Origin of the sequence: Fodinicurvata sp. EGI_FJ10296, from assembly GCF_040712075.1 — a bacterium.
In the GTDB taxonomy this organism is placed as follows: Bacteria; Pseudomonadota; Alphaproteobacteria; order DSM-16000; family Inquilinaceae; genus JBFCVL01.
Genome location: NZ_JBFCVL010000003.1, coordinates 318,383 through 332,846, shown reverse-complemented (window position 1 = coordinate 332,846; position 14,464 = coordinate 318,383). Strand labels below are relative to the sequence as shown.

The 14,464-nt window shown below is 64.1% G+C and carries 14 protein-coding genes, 1 tRNA gene and 1 pseudogene; 3 read left to right on the top strand and 13 right to left on the bottom strand.

What is annotated here, in order from left to right:
* Positions 1-91: 91 nt before the first annotated feature.
* The 10 genes from ABZ728_RS07765 to rplU all read right to left on the bottom strand — a co-directional run bounded on the left by ABZ728_RS07765 (position 92) and on the right by rplU (position 9,468).
* The gene (locus tag ABZ728_RS07765; RefSeq protein WP_366655520.1) at positions 92-1,525 is read right to left on the bottom strand and encodes a peptidoglycan DD-metalloendopeptidase family protein; all 1,434 of its coding nucleotides are present in this window, start codon (positions 1,523-1,525) and stop codon (positions 92-94) included.
* Positions 1,503-3,101, bottom strand: a complete 1,599-nt coding sequence (gene gpmI, locus ABZ728_RS07760; protein WP_366655519.1) for a 2,3-bisphosphoglycerate-independent phosphoglycerate mutase — start codon at positions 3,099-3,101, stop codon at positions 1,503-1,505. The genes ABZ728_RS07765 and gpmI overlap by 23 nt, the downstream gene beginning before the upstream one ends.
* Before the next feature lie 100 nt (positions 3,102-3,201).
* Positions 3,202-3,699: a 23S rRNA (pseudouridine(1915)-N(3))-methyltransferase RlmH gene (gene rlmH / locus ABZ728_RS07755; RefSeq protein WP_366655518.1), complete on the bottom strand. Its 498-nt coding sequence runs from the start codon at positions 3,697-3,699 to the stop codon at positions 3,202-3,204.
* Positions 3,700-3,758: 59 nt separating this feature from the next.
* Complete coding sequence (rsfS, locus tag ABZ728_RS07750; RefSeq protein WP_366655517.1) at positions 3,759-4,178, bottom strand: ribosome silencing factor; 420 nt, start codon at positions 4,176-4,178, stop codon at positions 3,759-3,761.
* A gap of 49 nt (positions 4,179-4,227) precedes the next feature.
* Positions 4,228-4,905, bottom strand: a complete 678-nt coding sequence (locus tag ABZ728_RS07745; protein WP_366655516.1) for a nicotinate-nucleotide adenylyltransferase — start codon at positions 4,903-4,905, stop codon at positions 4,228-4,230.
* Positions 4,902-6,227: a glutamate-5-semialdehyde dehydrogenase gene (locus tag ABZ728_RS07740; protein WP_366655726.1), complete on the bottom strand. Its 1,326-nt coding sequence runs from the start codon at positions 6,225-6,227 to the stop codon at positions 4,902-4,904. Before ABZ728_RS07740 ends, ABZ728_RS07745 begins: the two co-directional genes overlap by 4 nt.
* Positions 6,228-6,235: 8 nt before the next feature.
* A complete protein-coding gene (gene proB / locus ABZ728_RS07735; RefSeq protein WP_366655515.1) occupies positions 6,236-7,393 on the bottom strand; it encodes a glutamate 5-kinase in 1,158 nt (385 codons plus the stop codon).
* Positions 7,390-8,514: a GTPase ObgE gene (obgE, locus tag ABZ728_RS07730; RefSeq protein WP_366655514.1), complete on the bottom strand. Its 1,125-nt coding sequence runs from the start codon at positions 8,512-8,514 to the stop codon at positions 7,390-7,392. Before obgE ends, proB begins: the two co-directional genes overlap by 4 nt.
* 276 nt (positions 8,515-8,790) lie before the next feature.
* The gene (rpmA, locus tag ABZ728_RS07725; RefSeq protein WP_366655513.1) at positions 8,791-9,060 is read right to left on the bottom strand and encodes a 50S ribosomal protein L27; all 270 of its coding nucleotides are present in this window, start codon (positions 9,058-9,060) and stop codon (positions 8,791-8,793) included.
* A 90-nt stretch (positions 9,061-9,150) separates the two neighbouring features.
* Positions 9,151-9,468 (bottom strand): 50S ribosomal protein L21, encoded by a 318-nt coding sequence (rplU, locus tag ABZ728_RS07720; RefSeq protein ID WP_366655512.1) that lies wholly within the window; start codon positions 9,466-9,468, stop codon positions 9,151-9,153.
* Between the two features lie 281 nt (positions 9,469-9,749).
* Between rplU and ABZ728_RS07715 the strand changes: the two genes are divergently transcribed.
* Positions 9,750-9,839, top strand: a tRNA-Ser gene (locus ABZ728_RS07715).
* 150 nt (positions 9,840-9,989) lie between these two features.
* A pseudogene (locus ABZ728_RS07710) lies at positions 9,990-10,244 on the top strand (Arm DNA-binding domain-containing protein); the annotation flags it as partial.
* A 406-nt stretch (positions 10,245-10,650) separates the two neighbouring features.
* Here ABZ728_RS07710 and ABZ728_RS07705 read toward each other — a convergent pair.
* The 3 genes from ABZ728_RS07705 to ABZ728_RS07695 all read right to left on the bottom strand — a co-directional run bounded on the left by ABZ728_RS07705 (position 10,651) and on the right by ABZ728_RS07695 (position 13,620).
* On the bottom strand, positions 10,651-12,393 hold the full coding sequence (locus ABZ728_RS07705; protein ID WP_366655511.1) for a mechanosensitive ion channel domain-containing protein: 1,743 nt from the start codon (positions 12,391-12,393) through the stop codon (positions 10,651-10,653).
* A gap of 97 nt (positions 12,394-12,490) precedes the next feature.
* A complete protein-coding gene (locus ABZ728_RS07700) occupies positions 12,491-12,931 on the bottom strand; it encodes a hypothetical protein (RefSeq protein ID WP_366655510.1) in 441 nt (146 codons plus the stop codon).
* Positions 12,932-13,083: 152 nt separating this feature from the next.
* Positions 13,084-13,620 (bottom strand): Crp/Fnr family transcriptional regulator, encoded by a 537-nt coding sequence (locus tag ABZ728_RS07695; protein ID WP_366655509.1) that lies wholly within the window; start codon positions 13,618-13,620, stop codon positions 13,084-13,086.
* Positions 13,621-13,685: 65 nt separating this feature from the next.
* Here ABZ728_RS07695 and ABZ728_RS07690 point away from each other — a divergent pair, with 65 nt between their 5' ends.
* Positions 13,686-14,300, top strand: coding sequence for a hypothetical protein (locus ABZ728_RS07690; RefSeq protein WP_366655508.1), 615 nt, complete (start codon positions 13,686-13,688; stop codon positions 14,298-14,300).
* Positions 14,301-14,464: the final 164 nt, after the last annotated feature.

Sequence of the window (14,464 nt, the reverse complement as noted above, 5' to 3'; positions counted from 1 at the left end):
CACAACCTTGCCGGCCCCGTTTTGCCTGGCCCCGTTTTGCCTGGCCCCGTTTTGCCTGGCCCCGTTTTGCCTGGCCCCGTCTTCATGCCCCTCATCCTCGACCTCTTTCCTGTGCGCGGATCAGCCCCTGCAATGGGGCCACCGGACGTCCGTTCTGGCGAACCTCGAAATATATCTCTGGCGGCTGCGTCTGGCCATTTTGTGGCGATGGCGGCTGGCCCAGGACCGCTTCCCTGGTGACGACGTCTCCGGGGGCGACGGTGATTTCGCCGAACCCTGCAATCAGTGAATGATATCCGTCACCATGTTCAAGTATCAAGAGGCGTCCGTATCCGCCGAATTCGCCAGCGAAGCGGACGGTACCGGCGAGCGGCGCCACGATTGCCGACGTGTCGTCGACCGAAAAGCGTATGCCGGGCAGCGGGTCGCCGAAGCGGTCGGGCTCTCCGAAAGCCGCCAGGATGCGCCCGGAAGCGGGCACGCTGAGGCCGGCAGCGGCGAATTCGCGCCGTTGCTCGGACTGCGCATCCTCCGGGCGGCTGTCGGCCCCGGCTTCCGCACCCGTCTCCGGCGACCCGGTGCCGGAAGGGGCAGTGTCCTGCACATAGCCGGGCACGTCGAGGCCGGAGATCTCCGGTTCGGCCACCGGTCTGCGCTGCCGATGGGCGGTGCGCAGGCGCCGCGTCTCCGTCTCCAGATCCTGGAGAGCCGTCTGCAGCGTCGTCGTCAGCGCGGACAGCGAATCGAGGCGGCCGGTCTCGGTTGCCCGGGCATCGATCAGGGTGGAGACCGTGTTCCGCTTTTCTGCGATCGCCGCTTCGAGTTCACTCAGGCGATCGGCCACGCGCAGGCTGTCTTCGGTCAGGCTCGCGCGTTCGTCGTGCAGCTGGGCGCCGAGGCGGGTCAAGTCGTCGATTTCCGTTCTGAGGACAGCGATATCGCCGTCGATCCCCGACATGACGCGGCGGGCGACGATGGTCGATCGCGCCGCTGCGAGAGGATCGGCTGCGGCTGTCACGGTCAGCCGCACGGGGGCCCGGGCGGCGGCCAGCATGGGGCTGGTCAGATGAGCAATGGAGTCGGTGTTGTCGCGAAGTGTGCGCCGTAACGCGGATTCGCGCGTCATGAGGGACCGGATGCGATGTTCCGTCGCGTTCTGCCGGGCGTCCAGTTCGTCCAGGGCGGTAGCCGCCGCATTCGCGTCGTCAAGGGTCCGGCCCAGGTCGGCAAGGGTGTCGGACAGATCGCGATCGAGATCGTCGCGACGATCGGAAATGGCGTCGATGGCGGCTTGAAGAGCATCGAGTCGGTCGTGCACGGCCGACGCCGCGCGCTCTGTTGCGCCGATTTCCGTCTGGCCGCTTCCCGCTTCGCCAACCGCATCGGGCGAACGTTCGCGAGCGCCATCCGCTGCAAGACTGGTGAAGCCCGTTACCAGGGCGAGCGCCAGTGCCGCCGCACCGGCGCTGCGCGCGCGGCCCCGCAATGGGCCGCGTGGGGCTTCAGGTGGTCCGCTGCCGAACAAGCAGGGAGGCTCCCGTCATTTCCGATGGCTGTTCGATCCCCAGAAGCGATAGCATGGTCGGGGCCACATCAGCCAGCCGGCCGTCGTTCAATGCCGAAACATCCGACGGTCCATTGACCAGAACGACTGGAACCTTGTTCAGTGTATGCGCCGTGTGTGGCCCGTTCGTTTCGGGGTCGCGCATCATCTCGGCGTTGCCGTGATCTGCGGTGACGATCATCGTGCCGCCCTGGCGGCGGACTGCGGCGACAACCTGGCCAAGGCAGGCATCGACGGCTTCGACGGCCCGTATCGCGGCCTCAAGAACGCCTGTATGCCCGACCATGTCGGGATTGGCAAAATTGGCAACAATCATGTCGAAGGCGCCGCTGTCGATGGCGCCAACCAGTTCCTCGGCCAGTTTCGGCGCGGACATTTCCGGCTGAAGATCGTAGGTCGCGACCTTGGGCGAAGGCACCATGATGCGTTTCTCGCCCGGCAGGGATTTTTCCTCGCCACCATTAAAGAAGAACGTGACGTGGGGATATTTTTCGGTCTCGGCGATCCTGAGCTGGGTGCCCCCGGCGCGGTCGACGATCTCGCCCAGAACATTGTTCAGCACTTTTGGTGGGAAGATCGCCGACATCATCGTGTTCAGATGTTCGGAATATTCGACCAGACCGCAGGCGTCGGCAAAGGCCGGCCGCTGACGGTCGAAGCCGTCGAAATCCGGATCCAGCAACGCAGCAAGGATCTGGCGGGCGCGGTCGGCGCGAAAACTGGCGAACAGCACGCCGTCTCCGGCGCGAACCCCATCGTAATCGCCAATGACGGTTGCGTCGATGAATTCGTCGCCCTTGCCGGCCTCGTGGGCCTGATCGATTGCGGTTGCCGCGTCCGGGGCCATGGCGACACCTTTGGCGTCGACGATTGCGCGATACGCCTTTTCCACGCGATCCCAGCGCTTGTCCCGATCCATCGCGAAGTACCGGCCGATGACCGTGCCGACAGTGACGTCGTAGCCCGCGACGGCCTTTTCGAACGTCGCCAGGTAATCGCCGGCGGCCTTCGGTGGCGTGTCGCGGCCATCGGTGATCGCATGCACGATAACCGGAACGCCTGCTTTGGCGACGGCTCTTGCAAGGGCGGCAATGTGGTCCTGATGGGCGTGAACACCGCCGGGCGACAACAGGCCGATCAGATGGCACCGCCCGCCGCTGGCCTTCAGGCGGTCGATATGGGCGGCAAGCGCTTCGGTATCGCCGAGCGTGTCGTCGGCGACCGCCTTGTCGATCTTGAGCAGATCCTGCATGACCACGCGGCCGGCACCCAGATTCATGTGGCCGACCTCGGAATTGCCGATCTGCCCGCGCGGCAGGCCGACATCCTCTTCGCAGGCCCGCAGAAAGGCGCGGGGGCCCTGGTCCCACAGGGCATCGAAGTTCGGTGTCGCAGCCTGGGCAACCGCATTGTCGGCGCGGTCCTCGCGCCAGCCCCAGCCGTCGAGGATACAAAGGACGACAGGACGGCCGGGGGGGCGGGCGCCGGATCCCGCGTTAGATACTCTGTCGTTCGGTGTGTCGGCCCTGTCGCTCATGCAACCATCCTTTGCAGTCTTGTAACGCTGTTCCCATTATCGCGGAGCCCCCTTATCGCGCGGGTCCCGATCCGGGACAAGCGTGCCGAACGGTCAGCGGTCAGTCGCCACCCTGGTGACCGGGGCCGTGATGCCCGGGACCGCGATGATAGGGGTGGCCGGCCAGAATCGTCTGGGCCCGATAGATCTGCTCCATCAGCATCACCCGGATCATCAGGTGAGGCCAGGTGAGCCGGCCGAACCGGATCACTGCGTCGGCCCGAGATCGAACGCGCTCGTCATGGCCGTCGGCGCCGCCGATCAGGAAGGCCGTATCGCGGATGCCGTCGTCACGCCAGGCGCCCAGCATGGATGCCAGATCGGGGCTGGCGAGATCGCGCCCGGTCTCGTCCAGGACCACTACCGACGCACCGTCCGGCACGGCGGCCAAAAGCTGGTCGGCTTCCCAATGGCGCTGAGCGGCATCGCCGGCGGGCGACCGCCGCTCGTTGATCTCGCGCACCAGAACCGGCCATTTGGATCGGCCGCGATAGTCTTCGAACGCCCGCTGCAGGCCGTCGCGGCGCATCCGTCCCACCGCCACGATATGAACGCGCACGCTGTTCTCTCCCGGCCCCAGTTCTATTCCGGCCCGTTAACGCTCCACCACGGTTGCGGTCAGGCGTTTCCGGATTCTCCGACGTACCAGCGCGAACTGGTGGATTCCTCCGGCACAGCCGTTTCCCACATCTTCTCCAGACTGTAGAAGGTGCGGATTTCCGGGCGGAACAGATGAACGATGATGTCGCCGGCATCGATCAGAACCCAGTCGCCGGTGGGCAGACCTTCGGAATGGAGGTCTTTGTAGCCGCCGGCCTTGAGGCGTTCCATGAGATGTTCGGCGAGCGAAACGACATGACGGGCCGAGCGCCCGGTCGTGATCACCATACCATCGGCCATGGAACTTCGTCCGGCCAGGTCGATCACAACGGTGTCTTCAGCCTTGTCGTCGTCCAGGGACGTGACGATCAAGTCTGCCAGTGCCCCCGCCTCGTCCATAAGGGAGGGGACGGGGATGTTGGGCCGCGTCGGGCTCAACGGTGTGTTCGTGGCTATGGGGCTATCTCCCGGGTTGTCGTGTGAAACATCAAACATATGTGGTCCAACTGTCGCGGCGCCGCATTGGTGCACCCCGTCTGACCGACGTCGCCGACCCCGGATGGTCCGGTCCGTGAAGCATCACCCAGGCCGGGCCTGTCATCCGGGGCAGGGTCCAGGCGCCACCCTCCGCGATCCGGTGGGCGGCGAACGCCGCTGCCGCCTTGCAATTGGCCACTCTTAGAGAATATGGACGCCTGGACACGATCGCAATGGGCAGTTGGTGAAACAATTGCCGCCAACGCGACCACTGATCCATTTGTGCCAGATTGTCTGCCCCCATCAGCCAGACGAAGCGGCATTGGGGATGGCTTTGCTTCAACCGGTGCACCGTATCGACGGTAAACCGGGTATTCAGTTGCCGCTCGACACCCGTTACCACGATGCGCGGGTGGCGCGCCGTGGTCTCGGCGCTCGCAATCCGCTCGTCGATCGGCGCCATACCCTTTTGCGCCTTGAGCGGATTCTGGGGGCTTACCAGCCACCAGACCGCATCCAGTCCCAGCCGCGCCATGGCGATCAGGCTGATGTGCCGGTGCCCCTCATGGGCCGGATTGAACGACCCTCCAAGCAGGCCGATTCTCAAGGCGCCGAAGCTGCCGCCCGTCCAGGGCGTGACCGTGGCCGGTATCGATCGGCGTGCCGAAACAGTCAGAGACCCGGTCAAGGCCGCGTCTGTCCCGTGCCGCGGACGATGTACTTGTAGCTCGTCAACTGCTCCGCCCCGACGGGGCCGCGCGCGTGGAGCTTGCCGGTCGATATGCCGATTTCCGCCCCCATGCCGAATTCGCCGCCATCGGCGAACTGGGTCGAGGCGTTGTGCAGCAGGATGGCGCTGTCGACGCCGGCGAAGAAACGCTCGGCAACGGCTGAGGATTCGGTGACGACGCTTTCGGTATGATGGGATCCATAGCGTTCAATATGGGCGATCGCCTCATCGACGCCGTCGACGATCCGGACCGACAGGATGGCGTCCAGATACTCCGTCTCCCAGTCGGTTTCGGTGGCCGGCAGCGCGCGGGCATCCAGCGCCCGCACGGCATTGTCGCCGCGAACTTCGCACCCGGCCGCGATCAGGGCGTCGAGAATCGGCTTGAGCAGCCGGTCGGCGCCGGCCCGGTCGACGAGCAATGTTTCCGCTGCCCCGCATACACCGGTCCGACGCATCTTGGCGTTCAGGACGATGTCCGCCGCCATGGCGGTGTCCGCGTCGCCGTGAACATAGACATGGCAAATGCCGTCCAGGTGCTTCAGCACCGGGATCCGGCTTTCGCGTGCCACCCGCTCGATCAGCGACTTGCCGCCACGCGGCACGATGACGTCGATGACGTCGGTCATGGTCAGCATGCGGCCGACGGCGGCGCGGTCGGTTGTCGGTACCAACTGGATGGCACCGGCGGGCAGGCCGGCCTCGGCCAGACCCTCGCTCAATGCCGCGCAGATGGCGGTCGAGGAATGGAAGCTCTCCGACCCGCCACGCAGGATCGCGGCGTTGCCGGCCTTGAGGCACAGGGCGCCGGCGTCGGCGGTGACGTTGGGTCGGCTCTCATAGATGATGCCGATCACGCCCAGCGGCACCCGCACGCGGCTGATCGCCAGGCCGTTCGGGCGCTCCCAGCTGTCGATGACCGCCCCCACGGGGTCAGGCAGATCGGCAATAGCCTCAAGCCCCGCCGCCATGGCATCGATGCGTTCGGGCGTCAGTTCAAGCCGGTCGATGAAGGCGCCCGGCGACCCGGCGGCCTTCGCCGCTTCGATGTCCCTGGTGTTGGCGTTCAGGATCGCAGGCGTGGCAGCGCGCAGAGCGCGGGCGGCGGCGCGTAGGCCGGCGTTCTTCGTTTCGGTCGGGGTCGCGGCCAGTTGGCGGGCAGCAGCCTTGGCGGCCGCGCCGAGATCAGCCATCAAGCGGTCGATATCACCGGTTTCAAGATCGGACACTGTAGACATCGTTGCTGGGTTCCTTTTTCGCCCGCGTACGCTTCTGCGAATGCTTGCGCCTACATTAGCACCAGATCGTCGCGGTGGATCATGACATCCCGGCCGCGATAGCCCAGGACCGACTCGATATCGCGGCTGTGATGGCCCGCAATCAGGGCGGCATCGGCGTTATCATAGGCCGAAAGGCCGCGCGCGATCTGCCGTCCGTCCTGCGTCGTCACCGCGACCGGGTCGCCGCGCCGGAACTCGCCCTCGACCCCGACGACGCCTGCGGGAAGCAGGCTCTTGCCGGAATTCAGCGCCTCGGCGGCGCCGTCGTCGATGATCACCCGGCCGATGGGCGCCAGACTGCCGGCGATCCAGGTCTTGCGTGCAGTTCTCGGGCCTTCGCTTGGCAGGAACCACGTGCACCGCTCGTTCTCCGCCAACCGGCGCAGGGGATGCGGGGCCTGGCCCTGGGCGATGACCATGCGGCAGCCGGATGACAGGCAGATGCGGGCGGCGGCCAGCTTGGTGATCATGCCGCCCGACGAATAGCCCGGCGGCGCGCGCCCCGCCATCGCATCGATCTCCGGCGTCAGGTCGCGCACGACAGGAATATGCTTGGCGCCGGTGTCGGTGCGTGGATCGGCGGTGTAGAGACCGTCGATATCCGACAGCAGAACCAGCGTGTCGGCCATGATCATCTGGGCGACACGCGCTGCCAGACGGTCGTTGTCACCAAAGCGGATCTCGTTGGTCGCGATGGTATCATTCTCGTTGATGACCGGGATTACGCCCAGGGTCAGCAACTGATCGATGGTCGCGCGGGCGTTCAGGTGAGCGCGCCGCGCCTCGGTGTCGGACAGGGTCAGCAGAATCTGGGCCACGGTGATGTCGTGCCGGGCCAGTGTCTCCTGATAGGCATGGGCCAGACGGATCTGGCCAGTCGCTGCGGCCGCCTGCTTTTCTTCCAGGCGCAGCGGTCGGCCGACGAGGCCGAGATGCTCGCGCCCCACCGCGATCGCCCCCGACGACACGACGACGACGTCTTGCCCCTGTCGGCGCAACGCCGCCAGATCGTCGGCCAGAGCGTCCAGCCAACCCCGCCGCAGCGCGTGCGTTTCAGGATCGATCAGCAGGGCCGACCCGATCTTGACCACGATCCGCCTGGATTCCACCAGCCGCTCTGCGGTGGAAGATCCCGTGTCGGCAGATTGGTCGCGCTCGCCGCTCATGACGGATCCTCGGGCGTCTCCCTGTTCGGGGAGACTGGTGCCGGGGCGACGGGGGCCGGGCTAACGGTTTCGGTTTCGGCTTCGGCCTCCCGGGTCTCGTCGATCAGGGTGATCAGATCGCCCAGAATCTCCTGCACGCCTTGGCCCGAAATGCCGGAAATGACCCGTACCGGCTTGCCGGCCGCCTGCTCCAGGGCGCACCGCTGGGCATCGAGCGTCTCCGGATCCATGGCGTCGGCCTTGTTGAGCACCAGAATCTCGGGCTTCTCGTCCAGGCCGTTGCCGTAGGCGTCAAGTTCCTGACGGATAGTTCGATAAGCGGCGGCAACCCCGCTTTCGCCGTCGCCCTGGTCAGTGTCGTCGCCGAAGCCGACGCCGGCGGTGCCGTCAACCAGATGCAGCAGAACGGCACACCGTTCGACATGACCCAGGAACCGATCACCCAGGCCGTGGCCGTCATGGGCGCCTTCGATCAATCCCGGGATATCGGCGATGACCAGATCGCGATCGCCCAGCGTGACCACTCCCAGATTGGGGTGCAGCGTCGTGAACGGATAGTCTGCGATCTTTGGCCGGGCGCGTGACGTGGCCGCAAGGAACGTCGATTTCCCGGCATTGGGCAGGCCGACCAGACCGACATCGGCAATCAGCTTCAGCCGCAGCCAGACCTGAAACTCCTGGCCGGGGAAGCCGTCGATCGTCTTGCGCGGCGCCTGATTCGTCGAGGTCTTGAAATGGGTATTGCCGAGGCCGCCGTCGCCGCCGCGCGCGATCAGCACCCGCTGGCCGACTTCGGTCAGGTCGGCAAGGACCGTTTCTTTCGTCTCGTCGAGGACCTGGGTGCCGACCGGCACCCGCAGGATCGCATCCTCACCCTTGGCGCCGGTGCGATTCTTGCCCTTGCCATGGGCGCCGCGGTCAGCCTTGAAATGCTGGCGATAGCGGAAATCGATCAGCGTATTCAGCCCGTTCTCGGCCACGACCCAGACGTCGCCGCCCCGGCCGCCATCGCCGCCGTCCGGTCCGCCGAATTCGATATACTTCTCACGGCGGAAACTCATGCAGCCATTGCCGCCGTCGCCGCTTTTTATCAGGACTTTGGCTTCGTCTAGGAACTTCATGACTCTAATGTCCAAACCGGAGCGGCTGATATCGTAACCATTCGGCGGCCGATTCTGTTGACCGCAAGGTTGTTTCGCCAAGGGCGATTCCCCCCAGGGCGACTCCCCAAGGGCGACTCCCCAGGACGGATCTCCCGGAGGGGCCTCCACGGGGGCATTTATCGGGCCAATGCCCTGAACGACAAAAAGCGGGGAAATGATGAACCATTTCCCCGCCGACCGTTCCTGTCAGCACCGCTGATCTCGATGGATCAACGGCAAGCTATACCAGAATTTCTATTCGGCGGCTGCAGCCGCTTTCGGCGCAACCATGACGGTTGTCTTGCCGCCGGCCTTCTTGAAGACGACATTGCCGTCAACCAGCGAAAACAGCGTGTGGTCACGGCCCATGCCGACATTGCGGCCGGGATGGTACTTCGTGCCGCGCTGGCGGATGATGATGTTGCCGGAGACGACGACTTCGCCACCGAACTTCTTGACGCCGAGCCGCCGGCCGGCGGTATCGCGTCCGTTGCGGGACGAGCCGCCTGCTTTCTTGTGGGCCATGATAAACCTCCAATCGGATCGAGCCGAAAACGCCACCAGGTCCGGAACAACCTGCTCCGGGTGGCGATCCCGGCCTGGACAAGCAGCCGGTTAGGCGCTCGCCTGTATGTCGGTAATCTTCAGGAACGTCAGATCCTGGCGGTGTCCGCCCTTGCGGCGGGAGTTCTGACGGCGGCGCTTCTTGAAGATCGTCAGCTTCGGGCCGCGACCCTGGCGAACGACCTCGGCGCTGACGGAAGCGCCGGCTACCGTGGGCTTGCCCACTGTGGCGGCGTCGCCGGACTGGACCATCAGGACGTCGTCGAGCGTAACGGACGAACCCGCTTCCGCATTCAGACGCTCAACCGAGATGATATCGTCCTTGGCGACTTTGTACTGTTTTCCGCCGGTTCGGATGACTGCAAACATGATATGATGCCGTGCTAAAAGGAAACGGGACGCAAAGTATCGGTGCCCGAGGCGGCCACCGGTCGGGAAGCGTTGCGAGGGGATATACCGGACGGGGTGTCGGTGTCAACCTTTTGCAGCGCCAAATCCCTGGCGGTCCCGCAAGCGGATCACACCAACAAGGGGCGGCATCACCATGACGATGAAACCGTGCCGAAAACCGCTTGCAAAGGCCCTATACCGACGTTAATGTCCGCGCGCTGCGGACAGCGGGGCCTTCGCGCCCCGCCGGTTTTTGGTGTGGAGAGGTGCCGGAGCGGTCGAACGGGGCGGTCTCGAAAACCGTTGTACGCGCGAGCGTACCGTGGGTTCGAATCCCACCCTCTCCGCCACCACCCCCTTTACTGACATCTCGGAAAATCAGAAAACGCCCAGAAATCAAGGCGTTAGCGATGGCGTTTGTCTACGCCGACCCATCGTGATTTACTGCGAACGCGTGTCAGTGTGTACAACAACGTGTACCATGGATCTGGGGGGTCGGGATGGCGGCGACGGGCAAGCTGTCCGCGCGAAAGGTGGCGACGGTCAAGGAGCCGGGCCGTTATGGCGACGGTGGGAACCTCTGGCTCAATGTCGGGCCGACCGGGGCGAAGTCGTGGCTGGTCCGGTATCGATTCCAGGGCCGGGCGCGCGTCATGGGCGTCGGTTCGGTGGATCTGGTGTCGCTGGCCGAGGCGCGTGAAAAGGCGCTGGCCGCGCGCAAGCTGCTCGCTGGCGGTATCGATCCCATGGACCATCGGAAGCGCCAGTTCGAAGCGTCGGCCATGGATGCCGCCCGGGCGATCACATTCGAGACGGCCGCCGAATCCTATATCGAGGCGCACGAGGCTGCCTGGCGCAATGACAAGCACAAGGGCCAATGGCGATCGACGCTGAAGACCTATGCCTATCCCGTGTTCGGTGACAGGCCCGTGGCTGACGTCGATACCGACCTGGTGCTGAAGGCGATCGAGCCGATCTGGTCGAGCAAGTCCGAAACCGCCAGCCGTCTGCGCGGCCGCATCGAGTCGGTACTGGATTGGGCGACGGCACGCGGGTACCGAGAGGGAGAGAACCCGGCCCGTTGGCGCGGCCACCTTCAGAACATCCTGCCGGCAAAGAAGAAGGTGCAGAAGGTCGAACACCACGCGGCGCTACCCATCATCACGCGCGAGCTGGCCGGTCCCCTCGAGACGTATCCTCTGACATTGCTGTCGACGCCTTTACGGCAAGAATGGAAGACGTTTCAGTCGCCGTTTTGTCAAACAGTAAATGCCGCCGGTGCGGCAGCAAAACTCCGTCGTTATAGTCCCGAAGAAACGCCATCAGCTTCTCTCTCACCTCGTTGTGCAGATTCCACGACGTCAAGGCTGTTGTCCCCATGAGCCAGATCCAGAGGATGACGCCGTTTTCATCCGACTCCACCATCTCGATCAATGGTGGCTCGACCAGTCGAGGATCGTCCCGGACGATTTCGCCAACTTTCTGACGTACCAGATCAACGTCGATACGGTAGTCTACGCCGATCTTCACGATGCGGCGTACGGGATCTCCCTCCTTCGACCAATTCTCGAAGGCGCGCGACAGTAATTCGCTGTGAGGAACGATCAGTCGCGTTTCGGTGGCTGTTCGTATAACGGTGTGAGCGAATGAGATATCCTCGACCCAACCCCAATGCTCGTTGTAGACGACGAAGTCACCGATCCGCACTGGATCCGTCAGCGCGATCTGTAGTCCCGCTACCATGTTTCCGAGCAGCGGCTGCGCCGCGATGGCAAGCAGAACGCCTAGAACCCCGGCGGATGCCAACAGCGACAGGCCGAAGGTCGCGAAAATTCCGAGGTTTAGTAACACGTAGCCGGCAATCAGGATCGTCACGGCGACCAATCCCAGTCGGCGAGCAATGTAGACGTTCGTCTTTGTCCTGCGGTTGTCCGGGTCCTCGGAGGTCAACGGCACGATGAACGTTGCGGTCAGCCAACGAGTGAGCGCGGACACCAGCCGAAGAAGGAGCCAAGAACCCGATACTAGCAGGATTAATTCGGTACCCACGTTCAGGTTCGAGGCGACGGGACCCGTCAGCACAACCAGTTGCTCTGTTCCGACATTGAATAAGAGCGCCGCGACGAATGTTGCCAGCGGAATGGCTGTCGCCGACAACCAGCGGCGCCAGTCCCGCGACAGCCGCCGCGCCACCAGCCGTGCCCCGAACAAAATGGCTAACCAGGATGCAATACTTACCAGCAGCACGCCGCTGACGATCGACCACTCCAATGGCGATGGCTGCCCCAGCATGTCCAGGCGCTGCCTCAGGGGAACCCAACCCCCGAGCCAGCCCTGTCCTATGGTATTATAAAGCCCAGGAACGCTTTCAACGACGGTGGGGGAGAAAAGCCAAATCGGTTCTTGGCCATCGACACTATATCTGTGAAGGCTGATGGATACCGGCCGCGCGTCAAGCATGACCTCGCCCAGTTCGATCGAGTTACGGCTGTAGGGGCCGACCGAAGTTTGCGTGTCGGGCAGAACTCGGGCATCTGGCGTGTCCGGCACCTTGCGCCAGTCAATCAGATCGTGACGGCGAATTACAAATGCCAGCATCAATGCCAGATCAGATGCCCGTCTGGATTGTTCGTCGGCGGGTATCGCGTTCAGATTCAGCACATGGGCTGCGGACACCGAGTCGTTTTCATCGATGGCGGCCAGGAACGATTCCAAGGCTGCCCGAGGCGTGTCGAGCCGAAGCGTTGCCTCCGGGTCAGGGAGCCCCTCGTTTATCGTGGTGACCTCGAATGCGGGGGGTTGCGCCGACTCCTGATCTTGCGCCCAAGCCAACGAAGCAGAACAGAGAAAAAGCAGTAGCGCAAGGACGCCGCTGCTCCAGCGCCCTCTCGATCCACCTGTCATTGTCAATTGCCTGCCGCTGGTTTCATATTCGATACAACGTCGGCACTTGGGTTCAGTTCCGTATTGGCGAGACTGTTTTCTTCGACGCGCGGCACCGTCATCTCACGCCCGGCGAACGTGTTTTTGCTTGTGCTTCTGCACCAGTGACGGGCAGTCGACGGTGATGTTCGTCGGTGATGCCGTCGCCGGAGACGTCCGGGCGGGCGGCCGAGCAACGATCGGGATCGCTGGCGGTGTCACCGTGGAACCCGGCCGGATCCTCGGCCGCCTGGTCCATCCGGCTCAGATCATCAAGTAAGGCTTCCGGTTCATCGAAGTTTAAGTGCGGGACGGTCAGACATTGCTGATGATCAGTTCGCGCGCCGGCGCGGTGCTGCCCTGCCGGTCGCCTTGACGCTGTAGCGGGTGCAACGGTTTCCTGATCGAAGTCGGCGAAGATTTCGCGCAGCGCCGGCCTGTCATGCAGGGAACGAAGGAACCGGCCGTTGATCGTGGCCAGGATTTCGGCCAGCCGGGCGAAGTCGTCGCGGCTGAACATCCCCTGCCGTAGTCTGGCGTGCCCCCCGATTCCCGGCCCAGACCTCCTCCTGACGCCAGTTGGTCATGGCGTCGGCGCTGATGCCAAGCGAATTCAGGATCGTGGCCGTCATCAGGGCCGACGCGCCGCTGCGGATCGGGCTGAAGATCGCATCAGGTGCCGCAATCCGCGCGGCGTCGTGCCAACTCGCGATAGAGGGGTTCCCGCGTGACGCCCAGTTCAGCGGCCACCTCCTGCCAGCGGCCCTTTTCCGGCAGCGTGTTTCCCTCTCCCAGCCATGCGGCGAAACGATCCGCAACCCTCGGCAGGGTGCGGATTTCGGCCCGGAACCGGGCCGCCTGGACACTGCGCGCCAGCAGGGCGGACCAATTTGTCGCCAGTGCCGGATCTTCGGCGAGCGCGGCCAGGAACCGCTCCTTCGGCAATCCCGCGATCACGCTCTCCTCCGCGGCGACAGAATCGCAGTGGTACCGGGTCGAATACGCCGAGGCCTCGGCGATCACTGCGCCCGGCCCCGCGTTCTGCAAGACCATCTGCGCGCCATGCATCGTGTGCCGTTGCAGATGCATCCTGCCGGAGCGCACGATGAAGATGTCGGTGACCTCTTCTCCTGCCACGAACAGTGTTTCACCGGGGACAAGCCCAGTGTCGCGTGCATCCTGAAAAAGCATGGAAAGTGACATGTGCATGATCGGAATCATATGGCTTTGGGCGCTCTCCTGCAACAAGGGCTGTACGCACCATTGGAGGTCCCATGATCCATCGTATGTTCGTCATCGCACTTCTTGCCTTTCCCGGTCTGGCCTTTCCCGGTCTGGCGCTGGCGCAGGGTGAGACCGCAAACCACGGGGAAATGCAGCATGGGCAGCACACGCCCGACATGTCTCACGAGGGTCATGGGATGAACGCGGACGCCGTTCCCGCAGGTCTCATGGAGGGGGGACAATCTGCCTTCGCCGCCATTCAGGAAATAGTCGCGCAGTTGATGGCGGATCCCGAGACGGACTGGGACCACGTCGATATCGAAGCAATGCGTCAGCATCTGATCGACATGGACAACGTGACGCTCCGCGCCGACGTCCGCGTCCAGGAGGTCGAAGGTGGTGCCCACTTCGAGGCGACTTCGGAAGACGCGACAGTCACCAGCTCGATCCGCGCCATGGTCCCGGCCCACGCTGCGACCATGGATGGCGTCGAGGGCTGGACATTGCAGGCAGAGGAGATCCCGGGCGGTGCGGCCTTGACAGTGACCGGCGCCGACCCTGCTCGCATCAGGGCCCTCGGATTCATCGGCGCAATGACGGTTGGCATGCATCACCAAGCCCATCACCTTGCGCTGGCGACCGGGCAAAACCCTCACGCGCATTGACGCGACACGGGCGGTGAACCCCAAAGCCAAGCAAAATCGATATCCCAGGGGTTGGACAAGGTTCGACGTCAGGCCCATTGCCCCCGGATTTACGCAGCAGATCTCCCGGATTCACCTGGTTTCGCTACCCATCCGACATATTGATGTTGTGGTGGATGCCGTCG